At 73.6% G+C, this 22,382-nt stretch carries 18 protein-coding genes; 5 read left to right on the top strand and 13 right to left on the bottom strand.

The genetic code is table 11. The features are described from left to right. Positions 1 to 173: 173 nt before the first annotated feature. Positions 174 to 899: an SIR2 family NAD-dependent protein deacylase gene (locus tag ACZ4VL_RS02395; protein ID WP_468194670.1), complete on the top strand. Its 726-nt coding sequence runs from the start codon at positions 174 to 176 to the stop codon at positions 897 to 899. Positions 900 to 942: 43 nt separating this feature from the next. Here the strand turns inward: ACZ4VL_RS02395 and ACZ4VL_RS02390 are convergent, their stop codons facing one another. From ACZ4VL_RS02390 to ACZ4VL_RS02355, 8 genes are all read right to left on the bottom strand, one after another. Next, on the bottom strand, positions 943 to 1,425 hold the full coding sequence (locus tag ACZ4VL_RS02390) for a VOC family protein (RefSeq protein WP_468194667.1): 483 nt from the start codon (positions 1,423 to 1,425) through the stop codon (positions 943 to 945). A 139-nt stretch (positions 1,426 to 1,564) separates the two neighbouring features. Continuing rightward, positions 1,565 to 5,149 carry a bifunctional glycosyltransferase/CDP-glycerol:glycerophosphate glycerophosphotransferase gene (locus ACZ4VL_RS02385; RefSeq protein ID WP_468194664.1) on the bottom strand — a complete coding sequence of 1,195 codons (3,585 nt, stop codon included), beginning with the start codon at positions 5,147 to 5,149 and terminating at the stop codon, positions 1,565 to 1,567. 178 nt (positions 5,150 to 5,327) lie between these two features. Continuing rightward, positions 5,328 to 5,702, bottom strand: coding sequence for a hypothetical protein (locus tag ACZ4VL_RS02380; RefSeq protein ID WP_361090341.1), 375 nt, complete (start codon positions 5,700 to 5,702; stop codon positions 5,328 to 5,330). Between the two features lie 110 nt (positions 5,703 to 5,812). Further along, a complete protein-coding gene (locus tag ACZ4VL_RS02375; protein WP_468194759.1) occupies positions 5,813 to 6,241 on the bottom strand; it encodes a roadblock/LC7 domain-containing protein in 429 nt (142 codons plus the stop codon). A gap of 92 nt (positions 6,242 to 6,333) precedes the next feature. Next, positions 6,334 to 7,116, bottom strand: a complete 783-nt coding sequence (locus tag ACZ4VL_RS02370) for a transcriptional regulator (protein WP_468194661.1) — start codon at positions 7,114 to 7,116, stop codon at positions 6,334 to 6,336. Continuing rightward, positions 7,113 to 7,529 carry a hypothetical protein gene (locus ACZ4VL_RS02365; protein ID WP_404232799.1) on the bottom strand — a complete coding sequence of 139 codons (417 nt, stop codon included), beginning with the start codon at positions 7,527 to 7,529 and terminating at the stop codon, positions 7,113 to 7,115. Before ACZ4VL_RS02365 ends, ACZ4VL_RS02370 begins: the two co-directional genes overlap by 4 nt. A gap of 331 nt (positions 7,530 to 7,860) precedes the next feature. After that, on the bottom strand, positions 7,861 to 8,481 hold the full coding sequence (locus ACZ4VL_RS02360) for a DUF6461 domain-containing protein (protein ID WP_468194657.1): 621 nt from the start codon (positions 8,479 to 8,481) through the stop codon (positions 7,861 to 7,863). A 49-nt stretch (positions 8,482 to 8,530) separates the two neighbouring features. Beyond that, the gene (locus ACZ4VL_RS02355) at positions 8,531 to 9,094 is read right to left on the bottom strand and encodes a TetR/AcrR family transcriptional regulator (protein WP_468194652.1); all 564 of its coding nucleotides are present in this window, start codon (positions 9,092 to 9,094) and stop codon (positions 8,531 to 8,533) included. A gap of 144 nt (positions 9,095 to 9,238) precedes the next feature. Between ACZ4VL_RS02355 and ACZ4VL_RS02350 the strand changes: the two genes are divergently transcribed. Next, positions 9,239 to 10,459, top strand: a complete 1,221-nt coding sequence (locus tag ACZ4VL_RS02350) for a PucR family transcriptional regulator (protein WP_468194649.1) — start codon at positions 9,239 to 9,241, stop codon at positions 10,457 to 10,459. Here ACZ4VL_RS02350 and ACZ4VL_RS02345 read toward each other — a convergent pair. From ACZ4VL_RS02345 to ACZ4VL_RS02330, 4 genes are all read right to left on the bottom strand, one after another. Then, positions 10,456 to 12,387 carry an APC family permease gene (locus ACZ4VL_RS02345; RefSeq protein WP_468194646.1) on the bottom strand — a complete coding sequence of 644 codons (1,932 nt, stop codon included), beginning with the start codon at positions 12,385 to 12,387 and terminating at the stop codon, positions 10,456 to 10,458. The genes ACZ4VL_RS02350 and ACZ4VL_RS02345 overlap by 4 nt on opposite strands. After that, positions 12,384 to 14,099 carry a helix-turn-helix domain-containing protein gene (locus ACZ4VL_RS02340; protein ID WP_468194643.1) on the bottom strand — a complete coding sequence of 572 codons (1,716 nt, stop codon included), beginning with the start codon at positions 14,097 to 14,099 and terminating at the stop codon, positions 12,384 to 12,386. Before ACZ4VL_RS02340 ends, ACZ4VL_RS02345 begins: the two co-directional genes overlap by 4 nt. A 190-nt stretch (positions 14,100 to 14,289) precedes the next feature. After that, positions 14,290 to 14,745, bottom strand: a complete 456-nt coding sequence (locus ACZ4VL_RS02335) for a (2Fe-2S)-binding protein (protein WP_468194641.1) — start codon at positions 14,743 to 14,745, stop codon at positions 14,290 to 14,292. Between the two features lie 23 nt (positions 14,746 to 14,768). Beyond that, entirely contained in the window at positions 14,769 to 16,979 is a 2,211-nt protein-coding gene (locus ACZ4VL_RS02330; RefSeq protein ID WP_468194639.1) for a xanthine dehydrogenase family protein molybdopterin-binding subunit, read from the bottom strand. Between the two features lie 304 nt (positions 16,980 to 17,283). Between ACZ4VL_RS02330 and ACZ4VL_RS02325 the strand changes: the two genes are divergently transcribed. Continuing rightward, positions 17,284 to 17,532, top strand: a complete 249-nt coding sequence (locus ACZ4VL_RS02325) for an SCO4226 family nickel-binding protein (protein ID WP_468194637.1) — start codon at positions 17,284 to 17,286, stop codon at positions 17,530 to 17,532. Positions 17,533 to 17,790: 258 nt separating this feature from the next. After that, on the top strand, positions 17,791 to 19,215 hold the full coding sequence (locus ACZ4VL_RS02320) for a PP2C family protein-serine/threonine phosphatase (RefSeq protein ID WP_468194634.1): 1,425 nt from the start codon (positions 17,791 to 17,793) through the stop codon (positions 19,213 to 19,215). Between the two features lie 198 nt (positions 19,216 to 19,413). Here the strand turns inward: ACZ4VL_RS02320 and ACZ4VL_RS02315 are convergent, their stop codons facing one another. Further along, complete coding sequence (locus tag ACZ4VL_RS02315) at positions 19,414 to 20,895, bottom strand: DNA-binding protein NsdB (protein WP_468194631.1); 1,482 nt, start codon at positions 20,893 to 20,895, stop codon at positions 19,414 to 19,416. 228 nt (positions 20,896 to 21,123) lie between these two features. Here ACZ4VL_RS02315 and ACZ4VL_RS02310 point away from each other — a divergent pair, with 228 nt between their 5' ends. Then, the gene (locus tag ACZ4VL_RS02310; protein ID WP_468194626.1) at positions 21,124 to 22,248 is read left to right on the top strand and encodes an aminoglycoside phosphotransferase family protein; all 1,125 of its coding nucleotides are present in this window, start codon (positions 21,124 to 21,126) and stop codon (positions 22,246 to 22,248) included. Positions 22,249 to 22,382 lie beyond the last annotated feature (134 nt).

Raw genomic sequence — 22,382 nt, 5'->3', positions numbered from 1 at the left:
CGGATGTGTATCCGGCGGGCCGGGGCGCGGGCCGGACCGGGCCGGATCTCACTCCTGTGGAGGCCGGGATTCACCGCAGGGACGTGCTCCGCTGGACGGCGCCGGCGGGCCGTGGCCGAGCCCGGCCGTAATGCGGTCGCGGTCCGGCCCCGGTGGTCCGTAGGGTCGGGCCCATGGGAAAGCCGCTCGTCGCAGTGTTCAGTGGGGCCGGGATGTCCACCGACTCCGGAATTCCGGACTACCGGGGGCCGCAGGGGTTGTGGCGCCGGGAGCCCGATGCCGAGAAGCTCGTGACGTACGAGTACTACATGGCGGATCCGGAGATCCGGCGCCGTTCCTGGCGCATGCGCGCCGAGATCGGGGCGCTCGACGCCCGGCCGAACGCGGCGCACCTGGCGGTCGCCGAGCTGGAGCGCGGCGGCACTCCCGTGCGGGTGATCACCCAGAACGTGGACGGGCTGCACCAGCTGGCCGGGGTGCCGGCGCGCAAGGTGCTGGAGCTGCACGGCACCGCCCGGGAGGTGGTGTGCACGGCCTGCCGCGCCCGCTCGGGGATGGACGAGGCGCTGGACCGGGTCGCCGCCGGGGATCCGGATCCGGCCTGCGCGGCCTGCGGCGGGATCCTCAAGGCGGCGACCGTGATGTTCGGCCAGAACCTCGATCCGGAGGTGCTGGCGCAGGCGGTGGCCATCGCCAAGGGCTGCCACGTCTTCATCGCCGTCGGGTCCACGCTCCAGGTGCAGCCCGCCGCCTCGCTGGCCGGGATGGCCGCCGGGGCGGGGGCCCGCCTGATCATCGTGAACGCGGAGGAGACCCCGTACGACGCCCTCGCCGCCGAGGTGATCCGGGAGCCGATCGGCACCGCCCTGCCGGCGCTGCTGGCCCGGATCACCGGCTGAGCCGGACAGCCGGGCCGGACACCCGGGCCGGACGGGCTCCCGGTCAGGCGGCGTCGGCGGCGCGGCGCATCTCCGCCACGTCGAGCTTCTTCATCTTCATCATCGCGGTGGTGGCCCGGGCGGCCCGCGCCGGGTCCGGGTCGGCCACCAGGTCGATGGCGCCGGGCGGGACCACCTGCCAGGACACGCCGAACCGGTCCTTGACCCAGCCGCAGGCGGACTCCTCGCCGCCGTCCCTGGTCAGCGTGTCGTAGTAGTAGTCCGCCTCCGCCTCGTCCGCGCAGTGGATCTGGAAGGAGATCGCCTCCGTGAACGGGAACTGCGGTCCGCCGTTGAGCCCGACGAACTTCTGGCCGTTGATCTCGAACTCGACGATCATCACCTCGCCGGCCGGGCCGGGCCCCGCGTCGGTGTAACGGCCGGTCCGGCCGCGCCTGCCGTCCTTGAACACGGACAGGTAGTACTCGGCGGCGGCCTCCGCGTCGCCGTCGAACCACAGGCACGTGGTGAAGCCGTTGCTGCTCATGACTGCCTCCAGGCGGGGCGGTGGGCGGACGGGGTGCTCCGCGGCACCCCCTTCTCCCACTACAGACCCGCCCCGGGCCCGAAGTTCATCGGTGGGCCCGGGGCGGGTCTGTTCAACGCCTGGAATGCACTCCTTCGGCTCAGGCCTCCGGGTTCGCGCCCTTCTCCAGCATCCGGTCGACGACGCGCTCGGTGGCGCGGCCGTCGTCCAGGTCGCAGAACTCGGCGCGGAACGCGGCCCGCGCCTCCTTGTACTCCTCGCCGACGGCGTCGACGTTGCGGACGGCCTCGATCAGGCTCGCCGAGTCCGCCAGCATCGGGCCGGGCGCCTTCGCCTCCAGGTCGAAGTTGAAGCCGCGCAGGGTGCTCCGGTAGTGCTCGAGGTCGTACGTGAAGAGCAGGATCGGCTTGTCGGTGACCGCGAAGTCGAACAGCGCCGAGCAGTAGTCCGAGACCAGCACGTCGGCGACGAGGAGCAGGTCCGTCGCGTCCGGCCAGCGGGACACGTCGACGGCGAAGCCGTCCCGGACCGTGTCGCGGAGCTGCTCGGTGACGCGGTGGTGGCCGCGGATCAGCAGGACGTGGTCCTCGCCGAGCGCCTCGCGGGCGGCGTCGAGGTCGATGTGCAGGTCGAGCTTGTAGCCGCCGGAGAAGCTCTCGCGGTTCTCCCGGAAGGTCGGCATGTAGAGGACGACCTTCTTGTCCTCGGGCAGACCCAGGCGCCGCTTGACCTCGGCGATCCGCTCGGCGTCGGGCCGGACGAGCGCGTCGGTGCGCGGGCTGCCGGACTCGATGACCTCGCCCTTGTAGCCGAGGGCCCGCTTCAGGAGCGGCGTGGCGTACGAGCTCGGGGAGGCGAGCAGCGACCACTGGGCGCTGTCGTGCTCCAGCCCGTCCAGGATGTCGGGGCTGGTGTAGTAGTCGTGGATGAAGTCGTGGCCGATCTCCTTGATCGGCGTGCCGTGCCAGGTCTGGACGACGACCTGGCCGGCCCGGCGCTGGAAGCGGCGCGCCACGCTGTCGTTCAGGACGTAGTAGCGGGCGCGGGCCAGGGCGTCCCAGGCCTCGACGCTGTCGTACTCCACGGCGCGGGCGGTCGGCGGGACCTCGGCACGGCCGTCGCGGACCAGCCAGATGTGGTCCAGCTTCTCGCCGCGGCGCACCAGCTCCTCGTGGATGGCGCGCGGCGCGTCGCCGGCGGCCTGACCCTGGAAGGTGTCGTAGACGACGATGTCCTTCAGCGGCAGGGCGCGGCGCGCCGGGTACGTCTCGTCGCGCAGGACGCGCTGGGCGTACCGGGAACGGTCGTGCGGGGTGAGCATCTCGTCCGCGACGAGCGCCATCCGGTCGTAGAAGCGGGCCTCGATCCGCATCCGGCGGCCGTGCAGGGTGAGGCCGACGGGGCCGGCGTGCAGGCAGGAGGGCGCGAACTGGACGGGGGCGCCGCGGTCGACGCCGAGCAGGCCCGCGGTGGTGCCGGCCTGGGCGACCGGGCGCAGGGTGGGCCACCAGCGGCCGTGGGGCAGGGTGGCGCGGCCGGCGTAGGACTCGGGCAGGACCGGCTCGAAGACGGCCTCGAAGCGGTCGCCGTCACGGGTGACGGGGTAGCTGAACTCGGTGCCGCTCGCGTTGTGGAAGACCAGCTCGTACGGCTCGTCGGTGGCGGCGGCGAAGCGGCCGCGCAGCGTGAAGGCGCCGTCCTGGGCGGAGACCTCGTCGATCAGCGGCGGGCACGGCTGCACGGAGAGGGTCAGGTGACCGGTGTTGCCGCGCTTGGCGAAGACGGTGCGGCCGGTGTCGCCGCCGGGCAGCGGGAGGACCAGGCCGGTGAAGCCGCCGCGCTCGTCGTGCACGAGGCGGTGGCCCTTGCCGTCGGTGCCGGTGACGGCGAGGGCCCACGGCTCGGGGGACCATTCGCCGGGCGCGACCTCAGCGTCCGGTACGGCGGCCAGGTCGGCCAGCGGCACGCGCACGGTGAACGGGACCCGGCCGGAGCCGTTGGCGGCGGCGGTCTCCAGGGGGAAGGTGAGGACGGTGCCGGTGGAGACGTGCTCGGCGCGCAGGGTCGCGCCGGAGCCCCCGAGCTCGGCGGCGATCTCACCGGCGATCTCGACGGCGTCGTCGCCGGCGGGGCGGACGTCGAGGGCGCGGGCCCGGACGACCTCGACCTGGACGGTCAGGGAGCCCTGGATGTGGGGCAGGATGCGGACGTCCGGGGTCACCCAGTGGGCGGGCGGGTTCTGGCCGCTGTCGGACTCGCCGCCCTTGAGGCGGGCGCGGTGCAGGCCGCCGGCCCCGGTCACGGCGATGGAGGTGGTCCATATGCCGTCGCGCCAGGTGCCGCCGGACTGGAAGGTGCTCGGGTCGACGACGGCTGTGAAGCCGGCCCAGTCGGCGTGCCGCAGCGCGAGGTGCGCGACGTTCACGGTGGCCATCGGCGAGGCGACCGTGCGGGTGTTGACCACCGCGCGGCGGCGCTTGCCGCCCTCGCGGAAGACGAGCACCTTGCGGGAGGCGAGGCGGCTCTCGGCGCCGAGGTGGCCCGGGACGGCGTAGCCGCGCAGCAGCAGCTTGCCCTCCTTCCAGACGGCCTGCTCCAGGCGGCTGACGACGCGGAGCTCGCGCGAGCCGAGGGTGAGGAGCTTGGCGGGGACCGGCGGCCGGCCCTGCAGGAACGGGTAGTCCGCCTGCGGGCGCGCCAGGCCCTTGGCCGGGACGCTGTAGGAGTAGTTGCGCTGGTGGTCGGTGAGGGCGATGAAGTCCTCGACGCGGCCCTCGCTGGCCAGGTACGCCTTGAGGCGGTCGGCGACGGTCAGGCCGGACCAGGGGGCGGTGCCGATCTCCCGGACCAGGCCGCCGACCTCCTTGACGAAGGCGGCGCGGAAATCGGGACCGCCCTCGCCGACGTACTTGTAGATGAGCGGGAGCTCCTCGCTCAGCACGTTGTGGTCGTAGTCGCGCAGGTAGCGGACGTACTTGGCGCCCTCCTTGCCCTTGAGGGCCTCGCGGACCAGGCGGATGGAGGTGACGCGGTCGATGACCGAGACCGGGTCGGTGGAGCGCTGGGTGATGGAGCGCTCGCCGGTCTCGCGGACGCGCCAGTGGTAGACGCATTCGCTGAGGATGTCGACGCTGGCGGCGAAGTAGTGCGCCGGGATGCTGACGGGGGCGTCCTCGTAGAGGATGCCCTCGGGGTACTGGAAGCCGTGCTCGTCCCAGAAGCTGCGGCGGTACACCTTGTTCCACGCGGTGCGGTCGGTGACCAGCTCCGGGAACTTGGAGATGTGGGTCTTCAGCCGCGTCTTGGCGAAGGCGGCCCGGTGACCCCAGGACTGCTGCATGCCGACGGAGCGGAAGCGCTGGACGTTGCCGCCCGCGAAGTCGGATCCGGTCTCGTCGAGGGCGGCGATCAGGCGCTCGTACGCGTAGTCGGGCATGGTGTCGTCGCTGTCGACGAAGGCCAGGTACTCGGTGCCCTCGGTGAGGTGCCGGGCACCCACGTTGCGGGCGGCGCCGAGGCCGGCGTTCTCCTGCATGACGACCCGGAACCGCTTGTCCCGCGCGGCGAAGGCCTTGGCGATGGCGGCACTGTTGTCCGTGGAACCGTCGTCGACCAGGATGCATTCGAAGTCGGCGAACGTCTGGGTGGCGATGGACTCCAGGCACTCGTCGAGGTAGAGCTCGACGTTGTAGACGGGGACGACGATGCTCAGGCGCGGGGGCATGGGTAGCGGGTTCTCCAGCGAATCAAACTCTTTGGATGATCAGAGGTTGAGAGCATCCTACTCGGTTACGGGATGATAAAGTCCCCCCATCCTGGACATTTGCCGCTGTCTGCCGGGGCGGACGGCAAAGATTTCAGCCGCCCGCCACCTCGGCGTCGATGTCTGACCGAACGTTCGCTCAGACTTCGAGCTCGTTCTCGATCTTCTTGAGCTGGTGTCGGGCCATGGCCAGATTGGCCCGGCCGCGGTCGAGTGCGAGGTAGAGGAAGAAGCCCTTGCTCCCCCGCCCCTTCAGCAGCCGGATCAGGTGGTACTGGCTGCCGAGGGTGATGAGGATGTCCTCGATCTCCTCCTTGAGTCCGAGCATGTCCATGGTGCGGACCTTCGCCCGCACCACGTCGGTGTTGCCCGCCGCGGCGACGCTGAGGTCCAGGTCCTTGCCGCCGCCGATGGTGCCGAGGGCCATGCCGCTGTCGTAGTCGACGAGGGCGGCGCCCAGGGCTCCGTCGATGACGGTGGTGGCTTCCTTGAGGGCGGTCTCCACACTGGCCATGATCCGGTTCCTTCTCTCTGTGACGGTTCGCGCACGCAGCGTGCGCGCGTGCGGGTTGCAGTTGGTGCTGTGGGTGCGGGTATGCGGTCGGTGCGGTCGTCTCGGGTGTGTCAGGCGGACGGGGGCGGCGGCAGGGCCGGCCCGGGTCCGCGGCGCCCGAGGGTGTGGTCGATCAGCTCGGCGATGCGCAGGCTGGAGCGGCGGGCCTCGAGGTGGAGCCGGCCCACGTTGACGCGGGGCTCCGCGATCAGGGTGAGGACGGCGGCGTCGCCGGCGGCGTACGTGGCCACGTAGCCGTGCTCGCCGCGGACGAGCAGTTCGCGGAACATGCCCTGGCCGGTGCTGTCGCTGAGCCGCTGGGCCACGCCGAGCGCGGCCGCGGTCAGGGCGGCGACGGCCTCGACCTCGGTGGCGGCGCTGTCCTGGGCGAGGACGAGGCCGTCGGAGCTCCCGGCGAGGGCGCCGCTGAGCTGGGGGACCCTGGCTCGGAGCCGGCGGAGCTCGGCGAGTATCTCGGCTTCGGCCTCCGCGGGCACCATAGCCGTGCTCATGTCGGCTCCTCTCCTTTCGGGCTGCCTCCGCTCGGAGCGGTCGGCGCGCTCGGCGCGCAGTGCCGGTCGCAGCGGGAGCCTCACAGGCTTGCCTCCAGTGCGTCGCGTAACCGGCGGAGCAGCGCCACGTCCGGGGATTGGGTCTGGGTCATCCAGTCGGGCAGGGTCGTCACGACGGGCACCGGGGCCGGCGGGTGCGGGGTCTCCACGAGTCCGGCGGCCGCGAGGCGTCGTACGTCGAGCAGGGTGTGGAAGGCGGGCCGGCCCAGCACCCAGGCCAGGTCAGCGGGGGTCCGGTGGCCGTCCGCGTGGGTCAGCAGGAGCCGCTGGCGGGCGGTGACGGTCTGGCCGGGGGCGGCCGCACGGGGCACCACGGGAGCGGTGTCCAGCTGCGGGTAGGGCCAGACCGCGTCGAGGAGCTCCCGGCGGCGCTGGGTCTCGCGCTCGACCGCGGCGGCCGGGACGGAGCGGACGGAGCCGATCCAGTGGGTGGCCCCGCGGCGGAACCGGGAGGGCCCGCTGCCCGGGGAGAGCGCGAAGAAGGCGGCGTCGAAGATCGCGGCGAGGTGGCAGATCTCCAGTTCGCCGCCGGCGAGGCCGCCGCTGTCCACGAGGAAGCGGGCGACCTGGCCGTGGGCCCCGGCCTGGTCCACGGCCTCGCGCCAGCGCTCGGGGGCGAGGCCGCCGCCGGTGGTGAGCAGGACGTCGAGGCCGGGGGTGGCGGGGCTCTCGGCGTGGACGATGCGGCCGTCCTGCAGGAAGAGGGTGCCGCGGTCGCGGAGCAGGGCGCCGGTGGCGCGCTCCGCGGCGAGTCGGGTGAGGAGGGGGGAGACGGCTGCGGCGGCAGTGGCGAAGGCGGTCATCTGAGCACCAGCTCCTCCGCGAGGGCCCTGAGTCTGTGGCGGGCGAGGGCCAAGTTGCCCTCGGCACGGTCGAGCCAGAGGTGGAGGAAGACACTGCTGTCGAAGCTGGTCTCGACGAAGCGGAGCACGTGGTAGCCGGTCCGGGTGGTGACGATGACGTCCTCGACGGGCGGGCCGTCGGCGCCGGCGGCGGCCACCGGGGCCACGACCGCCGGGGCGGGCTGCGCGAAGGACTCGTACTCGGCGGCGGCCCGGGCCAGCTCCGCGGTCTCGGCGGCGGTGGTCTCGTGGTCGCCGACGGGCGACTCCCCGGCGGTGCCGAGGGCCAGTCCGCTGCTCCAGTCGACCAGCGCGGCCCCGCGCGCACCAGGCAGGGCCATGGCTTCGAGCAGGCATTCGTCGATCCCGGGCACGCGGGCTCCCCTCCCGACCGGATGTGCGAGGTGCACGTCGTACGGCGCGACAGGAGGGAACCTACTCAAGTTCCACAGCCCGGAAGGGCCATCTGGCATTTTCCGCGGGAACATGCACAGAAGAGCGCGACACCTTGGCCGGAACCCGTCGACTTCTGATCGGGAATGCTGATCACGGTCCGCCGGCCGGGCCGGGACGGCCCTGGAGCAGCACGGGATTCGAGCGGCCGACGCGAACGCGCGTGGCCCGTCCGGGTGACCGCGAGCACCCCGGACCCACCGGGGCACGGGCGGCCGCGGCTCGGGCGGCCGGGGCGGCCCGGCCGGCCGGTCACTGCGTGCAGGTCACGAAGGCCGGGAGGGGAGCGTCCTCGATCAGGCGGCGCGGCAGGGAAAGGCCGAAACGGCGCTCCAGGACCTCCAGGGTGCGGCGGTCCCGCTCGACGCAGGGCTCCTCCTCGCGGTGGGCGTGGGAGGAGCCGTCGGCGGTGAGGATGCCGGCGGCGACGAGGTCCGGGAGCAGGTAGTCCGGCCGGTGGCCGCCGCGCCAGGCCTCCTCGCCGAGGCCGAAGCAGCAGACCAGCTCGCCGTCGCGGGCGTACGAGAACAGCTTCGGCGGATGGTCGGGCTGGGGGTCGAGGTGGACGGCCTCCGCTCCGCACCGGGAGACGTCGGCGAGCCGGTCGGCGCCCGCCGGCATGCCGTGCTCGACGGCGAAGGACCAGTCGCCCCACCGGCCGACCCTGGCCACGCCGTCGCCGTCCACGGTCTCCGCGACCATGGTCCAGGCGTCGGCGGCGCCCAGCGGACCCGGCCGGATGCCGGGCAGCGCGCCCAGGCGCCGGGCGAGCTCCTCGGGGCCTATGCCCCGGGCGAAGGTGAGGCCGACGTACCAGCCGTCCCAGTCGGCGAGCCAGCGTATGGCTCCGCCTCGGTCCCCGGTCTTCTCCACGGTCGTTCCTCCGCGCATCGTGCCGGCACTCCCCCGACCGGCACAATACTCACTGTGCGGCGGATTCCGGGAGGAGTCGCTCGACTATCGAGTCGATGATGCCCGCCACCGGGTAGTCCTTCAGCATCGCCGGCGCGGTCAGGTCCTCCACGATCAGGCCCATCATGACGAGGTACAGCAGCAGTACGCCCTGCCGGTCCCCGGGCAGGCCCGCCTCCAGGTGCCAGGCGATGTTCGCCTCCAGCTCCGCGCCCTGGAACGCGGCCACCTCCGCCTGGAGCTCGGGGCGCCGGATGCCCTCGAGCCGCAGCTCCAGGTGGGCGATGTGCACGCTGCGTTCGCGTCGCATCCGCTCCAGCAGCAGCATGAGCAGCACCTTGGTGTCCAGCGGTGCGGGCAGCTCGGCCGGGTCGGGGGTGATCCGCTCCCGGGTGCGGTGCAGGATCTGCACGAGCAGCTGTGACCGGTTGGCGAAGTAGTTCGACGCGGTCCCGGTCGGCACGCCCGCCTCGGCGTCGACCGCCCGCAGGGTCAGGCCGCGCGAGCCCTCGCGCGCCAGGACTTCGATGGCGGCGTCGAGCAACGCGGTGCGGCGCTCGGGGTTGTGACGCATGGGTGGTTCCTGACGGTGTGTGGGTGGGTGGGTGTGCTCGACGCTGCGGAGCGGGCACTCCACGCGCAGTGATTCGGACACGCTAGCGGACCCGGTGGGGCCCGGCCCTCCCCACCAGCGCCTCTCACGTGTCACTCTGCCCCCATGGAGCGGATCATCGAGGAGATTCGAGAGGAACTGTCCCGCCGGATCACCGTGACGGCGGACCGGCTCGCCGACCGGACGCTGGCCGAGGACCCCGCGTACGCCGCCCTGCTCGGCCGGACCGAGCTGCGCGAGCGGATCCACCACAACCTCGCGCAGTCCGTCGAGGGGCTGGTCCGCAGCGCGCGCGGGCTGCCGGTGGAGCTCGGCGACGCCCGGGCCACCGGCACGCTCCGCGCCGAGCAGGGCCTGCCGCTCGCCTCGCTGCTGCGCACCTACCGGCGGGGCGGCCGGCTGCTCTGGCACACCCTCACCGAGGCGGTGACCGCGCACGATCCGGCCGCACTCCCCCGGCTGCTGCCGCTCGCCTCGGTGCTGTGGGACGTGGTGGACCAGCTGACGGACGCGGTGGCCGAGGCGTACCGCCGTACGGAGGCCGCGCGCTGCGACCGCGACCGGGAGCGCCGGGCGTCCCTGCTGGACGCCCTGCTCGACGGCGGGGGCCCGGCGGACGGGCCGGCGGCCTCGGAGGCCGCGGCCCAGCTGGGGCTGCCCGAGCGGGGCCGGTTCGCGGTGGTGGTGATCGGCTCGGGCAGCTCCGGCGGGCGCGGCGCCGAGCCGGCGGCGTCCGGGCCGCGCGTGCTGTGGCGGATCCGGGCCGACGGGGAGACCGGGCTGGTGGAGCTGGGCCGGCATCCGCTGGAGTCCGTACGGGAGCTGTTGGCCCCGCTCGGGGTGCGGGCCGGGGTCAGCCCGGTCGTGGAGGCCCCGGGGGACCTGGCGCGGGCCCGGTGGCTGGCGGCGCTCGCGCTGCGCACCGCGCCGTCGTCGGCCGGGCCGCACACGGCGTTGCTGGACGAGCGGCTGCCGATGGCACTGGTGGCCTCGCAGGCCGAACTGGCGGGACGGCTGCGGCAGGTGGTGCTCGGTCCGGTGCTGGGGCTGCCTGCGGAGGACTGCCGGGTCCTGCTGGGCACGCTGGGCACGTGGCTGGCCTGCCGGGGCTCGACGACGCGGGCCGCGCAGGTGCTGTACTGCCACCGCAACACCGTCTCGAACCGGTTGCGCCGCCTGGAGCACCTCACCGGCCGGTCCCTGTCCGATCCGACGCACGTGGTGGAACTGGCCCTGGCCCACGCCGCGGTCCTCCAACGCACGGTGGGCGAGCCCGCCCCCGCCCCGAAGCCCGGCGCCGCCCGGCCGCCGCACCGGCCCGGCTAGCCGGCCGGTTCCGCGTGCCGGGCCGAGGCGAGGAGGTAGGGGACGTCGATCACGGCCACGCCCGGGGTGAACAGCAGCCGGGCCTTCAGGCGCAGCGCGATCTGGTTGTGCAGGGGCTGCTCCCACCAGTGGCCCACGACGAACTCGGGGATGACGACGGAGAGGATGTCCGTGCCCTCTGCGGCGGCCAGTTCCTGGATGTGCGCGAGGACCGGCGCGACCACCTCGCGGTACGGGGAGTGCAGGATCTTCAGGGGTACGCCCGGGTCGTGCCGCGCCCAGGCCTCGCGCAGCCGGTGGGCCTCGTCCTCGTCGGCGGCGACCGTGACGGCGGTCAGGGTGTCGGGGTGCAGGGCCTGTGCGTAGCCGAGGGCCTGCAGGGTGGGGGCGTGTACGGCGGAGACCAGGACCAGGACGTGGTGGCGGGCGGGCTTGCGCGGCCGGGCGTCCGCGGCGACGGCGACCTGGACGGCGACCCGGTCGTAGTGGCGGCGGACCGCTTTCATGGCGGCGAAGAGCAGCGGCATGGCGATGACGACCAGCCAGGCGCCGTGGGTGAACTTGGTGACAAGGACGATGACCAGGACCAGGGCGGTCAGGGCCGCGCCGACCGCGTTGATGGCGAGCCGCCGGTGGATGTGGACCCGTTCCTGCCGCGGGGTGGCCGGGGAGGCGAGCGCGCGGCGCCAGTGCCGGACCATGCCCGCCTGGGAGAGGGTGAAGGAGACGAAGACGCCGATGATGTAGAGCTGGATGAGGCGGGTGAGCTGGGCGTCGAAGGCGACGATCAGGGTGATGGCGGTGAGGGCGAGCAGGACGATGCCGTTGGAGTAGACGAGCCGGTCGCCGCGGTTGGAGAGCTGGCGCGGCGCGTACCGGTCGCGGGCCAGGATCGAGGCGAGCATCGGGAAGCCGTTGAAGGCGGTGTTGGCGGCGAGGACCAGCACGCCGGCGGTGGCGGCCTGGAGCAGGTAGAAGAGGACGTGCCAGTCGCCGAAGGTGGCGCGGCCGATCTGGGCGAGCGCGGTGGACATCGGGGTGCCGGGGGGAAGGCCGAGTTCGGTGGGGTCGGCGGCGACGTGGACCTGGTACAGCATCGCGAGGGCGGTGATGCCCAGGAACATGGTGACCGACAGGGCGCCCATCGCGGCCAGCGTGTTGGCGGCGTTGCGGCTCTTGGGCCTGCGGAACGCGGGTACGCCGTTGCTGATCGCCTCGACGCCGGTCAGGGCCGTGCAGCCGGAGGCGAAGGCCCGCATGGCGAGGAGGACGACGCCGAGGCCGGTGAAGGTGCCGACGGCTGTGATCGGCAGGTCCGCGGATTCGGCGCGGATGGTGGCGCCGCCCGCGATCCGGACCGCGGCGACGGCGAACATCAGGTAGATGACGGCGATGAAGCCGTAGGTGGGGATGGCGAAGACCCGCCCGGACTCCCGCACCCCGCGCAGGTTCATCACCGTCAGCAGCACCACGAACGCCACCGACAGGGCCACTTCGTGGTCGCTGAGGGCGGGGACGGCCGAGGTGATGGCGTCGACGCCGGATACCACGGAGACGGCGACGGTCAGCACGTAGTCGACGAGCAGGGCGCTGGCGGCGGTGAGGGCGGCGCCCTGGCCGAGGTTCTCGGAGCTGACGACGTACGCCCCGCCACCTCCGGGGTAGGCGTAGCAGGTCTGCCGGTACGAGGCGACGACCACGACGAGGAGGAAGGCGATGGCCGCGGCGGCGTACCAGGCGAGGTGGAGCAGGGCGACGCCGCCGAGGGCGAGGATCAGCAGGATCTCCTCGGTGGCGTAGGCCACGGAGGAGAGGGGGTCGCTGCAGAAGATGGGCAGGGCGAGCCGTTTGGGCAGCAGGGTCTCGCCCAGTCGTGCGGTGTCGAGCGGCTCACCGACCAGCACGCGCTTGGGATTGATGCGCCTCATTCAGGCATGATCAGGCATTTTTCGAGGACTTCGTCCCCTTTCGTGGTGGTGTTGGGCTGTGTGGGGTGGTGTTCCCTCGTCGGGGGCCCGGCCAGTTCGGCGGCCCGGTCGGCCAGCCACAGGTCGTAGCGGGCGCTCGGCGACTGGAGCAGGGAGCGCTGGAGCACGCCCTCGATCCGGGTGAGCCGCTTGCGGGTGCCGGGCACCGATATGCCGAGGGCGCTCGCCGTGCCGGCGAGGTGGGTGTCGTTGCGCAGCCAGGCCCGTACGGTGTCGAGTGCGCCCGGCGGGGCGTCGGGTCCGGTCAGCGGGGCCAGCTGGGCGTGCGACCAGGCCGCCAGGTGCGGGTGGCGCAGTACGGCGTCCAGGTCGGCCGCGGCTCCGGCTGCGGGAGCGGGTACCGCCCCGGGCGCGGCGGGCGCCGGGGACGCGTACGGGCTCGCGCCGCCGGGTGTGAGACGCAGCGCCAGCGAGAGCGCGGCCTGCTCCGGGAGCCGGGCGAGGTCCGTGCCGAGGACGGATTCGACCAGGCGCAGCCGGCTCGCCAGGGTGTTGCGGTGGATCTTCAGGAGCCGGGTGGCGTGCGAGGAGAAGTCCAGCCATGCGTGGGCGGTGGCCCGCAGTTCCTGCCCGCCGGGGTCCTGGGGCCGCCGGGGCTCGTACGCGTGCAGCGGCGCGAGGAGGGCCTCGGCCCAGCCGGTTCCGGCCTCGTGGGCGGCCAGTTCCGGTTCGGGGGCGGGGCCGAAGCGGGCGTGGTGCCCGGTGCGGCCGCGGGCGACGGCGAGCGCGTGGAAGGCCTGGGTGTAGGCGGCCGGGGACTCCCGCAGCGACAGCTGGCCGCTGACCCCGACGACGCAGTCCGGCACGGCCCGCACCAGCGCCTCGGCCAGCGGGTCGTGGGTGGCGGAGGAGGCCCCCAGGCCGGCGGGGACGAAGGCGATGAGGTGGCGCACGTACACCGGGCAGCGCACGATCCACGCCCGGCCGCCGGTCAGCTCCCGGCACACCCGGGTGACCTCGGCGCGCTGCGCCGCCCGGGATTCGATGACGTACATGCGCATCGGGTCGGGCAGGGAGGGGGACAGCGTCTCGGCGACCTGGTGGGCGGTGGAGAGCCGGCCGGCCATCAGCAGGTGCAGGACGGCCTCGCGGGCCCGCGACTCGGCGAGGCCGGCCCGCTCCGCGCGCCGTTCGGCCTCCTCGGCGCGCAGGACGAGCTCCAGCGCGCCCGCCGCGTCGGCGAGCAGGGCGGGTGCGGCCGGGTCGTACGGCCGCTGCACCTCGGCGGCCAGGACGCGGCCGCCGTCGAGGGCGTACAGGAGCACGGCGGAGCCGTCGCCGTCCAGGGCGGCCGACCGCACGCCGCGGGCGGCCAGCTCGGCCGCGCCGCGCCGGGCCGCTTCCGGGGCGGTGCGGGACGGGCCCGGGGCGGTGTCCTTCCGCGGGTCCAGGACGCCGGTCCAGCCGCCGAGCCGGCCGGCGAGCCAGTGGAGCAGTGCGGCCGAGCCGCCGGAGCGGACGAGCCGGTGCACCTTGAGGATGTCCTCGGACCGTGTGCCGGGGCGGGCGGGTTCGGCGGGGCGGGCGGGTCCGGTCGTCCCGGTCCCGGCCACCGTCCCGGTCCCGGTCCTGGTGGTCCCGGTCCCGGTCCTGGTCCCGGCCGCGGTCCGGTCCGGCGCGTTCGGCGGGGTGGGTGCGGGCGGGGTGGCCAATGCCGGGCTCCGTTCGGCGGTGCGGGTCGCGCGGCCGCATTCAACCATCCGCCGCACACTGTGCGCTGTGATACCGGTCTCGCCCGGTCACTGTGCGCAGCGGTCCCTGCGAACCGGGCGGCGCCCGCCTAGGTTTGGCCGCGAGCGGACGGCCCCGGGAACGACGGGGGAGTCGCCGGGGCCTCCTCGCTCACATGCGGGCGGCCGCGCTGCGGATGGCCTCGCGGATCCGGAAGTAGGTGCCGCAGCGGCAGATGTTGGCGATGGCGTCGATGTCCTCGTCGGTGGGCGAGGAGGTCCGCCGGAGCAGGGCGACGGCGGCCATGATCTGGCCGGGCTGGCAGAAGCCGCACTGGGAGACGTCCTGTTCGAGCCAGGCCTCCTGCACCGGGTGCAGTTCGTCGCCGTTCGCCAGTCCTTCGATGGTGGTCACCGTACGGCCCGCGCAGGCGGAGACGGGCACGACACAGGGGCGGACGTCCGCGCCGTCGAGGTGGCTGGTGCAGGCCTTGCAGACGTCCACGCCGCAGCCGTACTTGGGGCCGCGGACGCCGAGCAGGTCGCGCAGCACCCAGAGCAGGGGCATGTCGTCGGGCGCTTCGACGGTGACGCTCCGCCCGTTGACGGTGAAGGTGTGCAAGGGCACGGTGGGGCTCCTGAACTGCCGGGTCAGCGGGGGTAGGGGGTGAAGTCGACGTCGAAGTCGAGGGGGAAGCTGCGTGGTTTGCTCCCGGTGGCGCGGGCCCAGGCGTTGGCGATGGCGCCCACGGCGGCGGGCACCCCGAGTTCGCCGGCGCCGCCGGGCTCGTCGCCGGTCGCCGGCAGCACGATGACGCGCACGTCGCGCGGGGTGTCGCGCTGGCGGGCCCAGTGGAACTGGCTGTAACTGCCTTCCAACGGGAGTCCCTTGTCCAGGTGGAGCCCGGCCCGCAGGGTGGTGGAGATGGCGTCGGTGAGCCCGCCGGTCATCTGGGCCTCCAGGCCGCGCGGGTTGACGGGCAGGCCCGCGTCGACCGCGATGACGGCCTTGGTGACCCGGACGTGCTCCCGGTCCCGCGCGTCGATCTCGACGAGGCAGGCGGTACGGGACTTGTACTCCTCGTGGAAGGCGATGCCCTGGGCGCAGCCCGCCGGCATCGTCCGGCCCCACTGTCCTTCCGTGGCCGCCGCGTCGAGGACCGCGCGCTGGGCGTCGGTCTTGAGGAAGGTGCGCCGGAACCGGTACGGGTCCCGCCCGGTCCGCGCGGCGAGTTCGTCGACCACGATCTCCTCGGCGCCGCGGGTGTTGGCGGAGTACACCGAGCGCCAGGAGCCGGTCGGGATGCCGGTGGGCACCTCGGTGAGGGCCTGGGTGGTGAGGCCGAAGTGGTAGGGGGACTTGACGGTGGTGAGGAACAGGGTCTGCGCCAGGGTGGCGTTGCCGATGCCGGACGGGAGGCTGGCGACCGTGGCGGTGAGGATCTCGCCGAGTCCGTGCCGGAAGTCGGTCTCGACGGCGGCCACCCGGTGCTCGAAGCTGAGGATCTCGCCGAGCGCGTACGTGGCGCGGATGCGGTGGTGGGTGGCGGGGCGCATGCGGCCGTGCCGGGTGTCGTCGACGCGGGTCCACATGAGGCGGACGGGCCGGCGGCAGGCCTTCGAGACGCGGGCGGCCTCCAGGGCGGCGTCGAAGAAGAGGCGGCGGCCGAAGGAGCCGCCGGCCTGGACCACGTGGACGGTGACCTTGTCCACGGGCAGGCCGAGTTCGGCGGCGATGGTCTGGCGGGCCACGATCGGGGACTTGAGGCCGGACCAGATCTCGGCGCGGCCGTCGCGGACGTCGGCGACGGCGCAGTTGGTCTCCATCGGCGCGTGGCTGACGAAGGCGAAGTCGAACTCGGCGTCCACGTACGGGGTGAGCAGCGGCGGGACCAGGAGCGGCGGGACGGCGGCGCGCAGGGTGGCGCGGACGTCGGCGTCGGAGAGGTGGTCGGCGGGGCCGGGGCCCCAGGAGACCTGGAGGGCGGCCTTGGCGTCGATGGCCTGGCCGAAGGTCTCGGCGACGACGGCGACCCCGGTCGCAACGGTGACGACGTCGAGGACGCCGGGCATGGCGCGGACGGCGGCGAGGTTGGCGACGGAGCGGACGGTGCCGCCGAGGGTCGGCGGGCGGCGTACCACGCAGGGTTTGGCTCCGGGCACGTCGAGGTCGAGGGTGTAGCGCTGGGCGCCGGTGACCATGGCGCGGGCGTCGATCCGGCCCGTGGGGCTGCCGACGAGGGTGTGCTGCGCGGTCTTCTTCGGGGTGGCGGCCGGTACGACGAGGGCCGGGTCGGCGGCGGCCGCGGAGAGGCCGCCGTAGTCGGCGGTGCGGCCGTCGGGGGCGCGTACGGCGCCGTTCGCGGTGGTCAAGGAGGAGGCGGGGAGGTTCCAGCGGCGGGCTGCTGCGGCGACGAGGCGGGCGCGGGCGGTGGCCGCGGTCCGGCGGACGGGCCCGTACAGCGAGCGGATGGCGTTGGAGCTGCCGGTGAGCTGGTTGAACAGCAGTTCGGGCCGGGCGTCGTCGAGTTCCACGCGGACGGAGGCCAGCGGCGCGTCGAGCTCTTCCGCGACGAGCATGGCCACGGCGGTGGTGAGTCCCTGGCCGACCTCTTCGCGCGGCAGCCGGAAGCGGACGGTCCCGTCGGTCTCGACGGTGAGGACGAGCAGGGCGGCGGTGGGGGCGCCGGCCAGGATGAACAGGTCGCCGAGGTCGACCAGATCGGCCGGGGCGGGCAGGGTCGGGATGACGGCGTGGGCGGGCTGGGGGGCGAGGACGTCGGCGCCGGCCCGGGTGACGAGGGCGAGCGTGGGCGCCGCGACGAGGTGGATGAGGAAGGAGCGGCGGCTCTGCCCGGTCATGTCGCTGTCCCCCTGCTAGGGAGCCCGTTTCACACGGGCCCCTCCTATCACTTCCGGCTGGTTACCGCCACGTAGGGTAGCGGCCGACCCCCGGGGTGGGAAGCGGAACGGCACGGAGAGTACGCGGGAGGGGTCCTTCGTTCGGGCGGTGCCCGCCGGGGCCCGGGCGGGACCTTGCGTACGAGTTCCGCCACCCGGAAGGGGAAGCCGTCGACCGCGCGCTCGACCGGCGCCGCCCCGGCAGGACTGTTTCCGGCCACGGGCGGACGATGGAGGGAGAGACCCCGACAGGAGGTGTGTGGCGATGGCGAAGTTCATGGACGTCCACCACGACATGAAGGGCATCACGCGGGACCAGCTGATGGAGGCCCACAGGGCCGACCTGGCGATCGAGAAGGACGAGGGCGTGCACTTCGAGCGCGCCTGGGCCGACCCGGCGTCGGGCACCGTGTACTGCCTGTCCGAGGCGCCCTCGGCGGAGGCGGTCAAGCGGATCCACGAGCGCTCCGGTCACCCGTTCAACGAGATCCACCCGGTTCCGCTCGTCGTGTGACGGCCGGGGTTCCCGCAGGACACGGGCGGGCGGGCCCGGGGGCGGGGCCTTCCGGGTCCGCCGGCCCGGACCGCGTACGGAATCATGACCGGAACCGTTCGCACGGCCGGAAGACCGACCGGGAGGCCTTTGGCATATGCCGGAAGCAAGACCGTAGCGGATGTTGCCAAACGCCTTACGGCCTTTCACGGCCTGTGCCACAGTCGTCGTAGGCCCACCCTTCATACCTGGCCGCGTCGCGCCCGTATCGGAGTCCCCATGCCGTCCCACCTGTTCGCGGACCGTCCCGCGCAGCCGCCCGAGCCCGGGTCGGTGGACGCCCTGATCTCGCAGACCCGGCGGCTGCGCGGCGGTGTGGACGCCGTGCGCCGCGACACCGTCGACGACGACGACGTCCGGGGTCGCTGGCAGCGTGCGCTGTGCGACCTCGCCGTGCACCAGCTCGACGACCTGCGCGAGCACCTGGACCAGCTCAAGGAAGGGCTGCCGCCCGCCCCCGCCCTCGAAGAGCTCCCGGAGCAGGGCCCGGAGGACGAGGCCGAGACCGGCGCGCTGACCCGCGTCGGCAGCGCCGAGTGGAACCTGCTGACGGACGAGGTCATCTGGTCCGAGGAGCTGTTCCAGATCTTCGGCCGCTCCCCCGAGGCGGGCCCGCTCCCCCTCGACGAGCTGGGATCCACCCTGTTCTCCGAGGACCAGCCGCTGCTGACCGCGATGGTGACGGCCTGTCTGGTCGACGGCAGACCCATCGACGGGGAGTTCCGCATCGTCCGGTCCGACGGCCGGGTCCGCACGCTGCACATGCGGGGCGAGCCGGTGCTCGACTCCGACGGCTGCACCGCCTCCATGTGGGCGGTGCTCCGGGACGTGAGTGAGCTGCGCCGTAGCCAGCGCGCCGTCCGCGAGTCCCGTGACTCGCTGCAGCGCCGGCGGGAGATCGCGCAGACCGAGCACCGGCTGGCGGTCGAGCTGCAGGAGGCCGTGCTCCCCCCGTGGCGCGGCTCCCTGCGGTTCCCGCACAGCGACACCGGCACGCTCGACGTGGCCGCGCACTACCTTCCGCCGGCGAGCGGTTCCCCGATCGGCGGCGACTGGTACGACGCACTCGAACTGGCCGACGGCCGCTCGCTGCTGACCGTCGGGGACCTGACGGGCCACGGCGTGACGGCCACGTCCGGCATGGCGATGCTGCTCGGCGCGCTGCGCGGGATGGCCGTGGCCGGTATCGAGCCGGGCCCGCTGATGGGCTGGCTCAACCAGCTACTGGAGTCCTCCGTACAGCCCGCGCTCGGGTCAGCCGTGTGCTGCCGCTACGACCCCGGGAGCCGGACGCTGTCCTGGGCCCAGTCCGGGCACCCGGCCCCGCTGCTGTTCCGCGGGGGCGCGGGCCGCGCCCTGGTCGCGCCCGAGGGGGTGCTCCTGGGTGCGACCTCCGGGGCGACGTACGGGCAGGCCGAGGAGCGGCTGGAGGCCGGCGACGTGCTCGTGCTGCACACGGACGGCCTCACCGCCCGCAGTACCGGCGCGGTCCGGTCGGAAGGCACCGGGCGGCTGCTCGCGCTGGCGCCCCGGGTCGCGGCGGCACGGTCGGCGCAGGACTGCCTGCGGATGGTGGTGGAGGAGTTCGGCGGGAGCGACCGCGAGGACGACGCCTGCGTCCTGGTGGCACGGATCACGGGCTGACGGACCGCAGACGACCGGGGGACGTCGTGGCCGCGCCGGAGGGCGCGGCCTTCCCCGTCTTCGCATGCCGGTGGAGGCGGACGGGGTCGCGGGAGCCGGAGCGGATGCCGTTGCGGGTGCTGTTGCGGTTGCGGGTGCTGCGGTCGTGGATGCTGCCGGTGCGGACGGGGACACGCGTGCGGTGGACCGGCTCACGGACTAGACGGTGTGCTGCGCCGGGCCGTTGGGCAGGGCGAACTTGATCTCGGCCCGCAGGTCCTCGATGCCCGCGTACCCGGCGTACTGGGCCGTGAGCCGGTACATCTCGCGCAGCCGGTCCCAGGTCCGGTGCGAGGAGGTCTCGTTCATGGAGACGAGGGCCAGGCGCGCGTAGCGGTCCGCCTGTTCGGGGTCGTCGGCGAGGAAGCAGGCGGAGGCCATCGAGATGTAGTCGAAGATCTGCGAACGCTGGTGGCCGCTGGCCCGCAGCCGCAGCGCCTCCCGGGCGTGCCGCTGGGCGATCGGGGCGGCGGCGGGGTCGTGGTCGGCGAGGGTGCGGTAGGCCAGCGCCTGCATGCCGTGCAGGTCGGCCTCGTCGAAGTGCTGCATCCACGAGGGCGGGGGGACGTCGCCCTTGTCCGACACGAACAGGTCCTCGGCCTCGCCGAGCGTGCGGCGCATGGCCTGGCCCTTGCCCAGGGCGGCCTGCGCCCAGGCCTCGATGGTGTGCAGCATGGCGCGGGTGCGCGGCAGCGTCTGCTCGCCGGAGCCGGACTGCGCCAGCTTCATCAGGTCCAGGGCCTCGTTGGGCCGGCCGAGGTGGACCATCTGGCGGGCGGCACGGGACAGCGCCTCCCCGGCGCGCGGCCGGTCACCGCCCTCGCGGGCCGCGTGCGCGGCGATGACGAAGTACTTCTGCGCGGTGGGTTCGAGGCCGACGTCGTGGGACATCCAGCCCGCCAGGACCGCCAGGTTGGCCGCCACCCCCCACAGCCGGCGCTGAAGGTGGTCGGGGTGGTGGTAGGCGAGCATGCCGCCGACCTCGTTCAGCTGCCCGACGACGGCCTTGCGCTGCAAGCCGCCGCCTCTGGAGGCGTCCCAGGCGCGGAAGACCTCCACGGAGCGCTCCAGGGCCTCGATCTCCTCGGAGCCGATGGGGGCGGCCTCGTAGCGGTCGAAGGCGACCGGGTCGGCCTGGAAGGATTCGCCGAAGCGCTTGGTGTCCTTGACGGCCCGCACGTCGGTGTGCAGCCAGTCGTACATGGCGTTGGTGAGGGCGGAGCCGGCGGTGAGCGCCACTCCCGCGCCCATCAGACCGCGACGGTTGAGCATGAGGTCCATTCCCGTGAATTCGGTGAGGACCGCGGCCGTGCGTTCGGGCGCCCAGGGCATGCCGTCGGGGTTGTCCTGCACCCCGTCCGACTGCCGTTTGGAGGTGCGCCGCTGCCGTACGAACCCGAGGTCCTCGATGGTCACGACACGACCGAGCCGCTCGGTGAACAGGGCCGCCAGTACGGTGGGAACGGGTTCTCGGGGGGTCTCCCCCATGTCGATCCAGCGCCGCACCCGCGAGGTGTCGGTGGCCAGCTGGTGGTGGCCCATGGCCGCCGCCTGCCGGTTGACCATCCTCGCCAGCTCACCCTTCGACCAGCCGGCCAGGCCGAACAGGTCGTTCAGTCGGGTGTTTGGTCCTTTGCTCACGTCAAGCCCCCAGGTTCTCGGCTGATTTGACAGTAGCCCTCCGCCAACGGGCCCACGACTATTCGCCAGCCTTCGCCAGGGCACGCTTCGTGGTCCGCCACCCGTCGCCGGGTGTCAGGTAGGAATGCGCCTCCCCGACCCGGTCACCGGCGGAACTCCCCAGGGTGAAGTACGGGATCGGCGGGGCGGCGTACGCAACTCGTCGGCGCACGAAGGGAACCGCAAGCCATGTACGCAGCAACGTCCTCCGTGTCCGCCCCGGTCCGGCCCCACCGCACGCTGCAGGCGGGCGGCGGCGCCTACCTCGATCCCGGCCGTCCCGCGGCACCGGTGCCGGGCGCCCTGCGGGCGCGGCGCGTGCCGGGGCCCGTCGCGCAGCCGCTCAGCGGAAGAATCGACCTGTCCGGGCCGCAGGGTGCGCAGCTGCGCACCGCCCTCGCCTCGGTGCAGCGGATCTGTCCGGAGTTCGCGCCGGTGCAGGTGTTGCGCCGCAGCGGCCGGTCGGTCCTGCTGGTCGGGACGACGGGTCGGGCGACGGCCGTGGCGAAGGTTTTACTGGACCACTCGCCGGAATGGCGTGAGCGGTACCGGCACGAAATAGCGACGTACCGGGCGTTCGTCCGACACCGCCCGCCGGTCCGGGTGCCGCGGCTGATCGCCGCGGACCCCGAGAACTGCACGCTGGTGGTCGAGCGGATGGCGGGCCGGGTCGCGGCATTGCAGCGGCACCCCGTGGAGGCCCCGCCGCGGGCCGACGTACGGGCTGCGCTGGGCGCGGTGTGCCGGGTGAACCAGTGGCGGCCGCCGACGGAGCTGTTCGAGGACCCGCTGAACTACCCGCAGCGGATCGCGCGGTACCACGAGCTGGGGCTGCTCACCGACCGGGACCTGGGTGACCTGCAGAAGCTGCTGCACGGCCTGAAACTGGCCGGCGTGCAGCGGCAGTTCAACCACGGTGACGCCCTGCTGTCGAACCTGCTGCTGTCCCCGGCCGGGCCGGTGCTGCTCGACTGGGAGCACGCGGGCTGGTACCTGCCCGGCTACGACCTGGCCACGCTGTGGACGGTGCTGGGCGACGCGCCGGCCGCGCGCAGCCAGATCAGTCGGCTCGCTCAGGCGTCCGGACCGGCCGCGCGGGACGCCTTCCTGGTCAACCTGATGCTGGTGCTGACCCGGGAGATCCGGATGTCCGAGACGGCCGTCCAGCGGTCGATGGCGGCGGCCACGCCGACGCAACCCCTGCAGGCGGGCGCGCTGTCCTCCGGTGAGGAGCAGCGGCTGCTGCTGCGCCGGCTGCACGACGACTGCGGCATGGCCCGCAGGGCGGTGCGTGCGGCGGTCGGAACCCGCTGACCCCGGGCGGTCCCGTACCCCGCACCCCGCACGAAAATCCCGTGGCGTACGCACCCCGTGTGCGTACCACGGGATTTCGTGCGTCCGGGCCCGCACATGGCTTGACTTCCCGTCTTCCCGCGCACAGTTTTCTG

The sequence above is a fragment of the Streptomyces sp. NPDC029014 genome, from assembly GCF_055564695.1.
The sequence above is the reverse complement of the archived record's forward strand: the minus strand, read 5'-3'. Positions and strand labels throughout refer to the sequence as shown.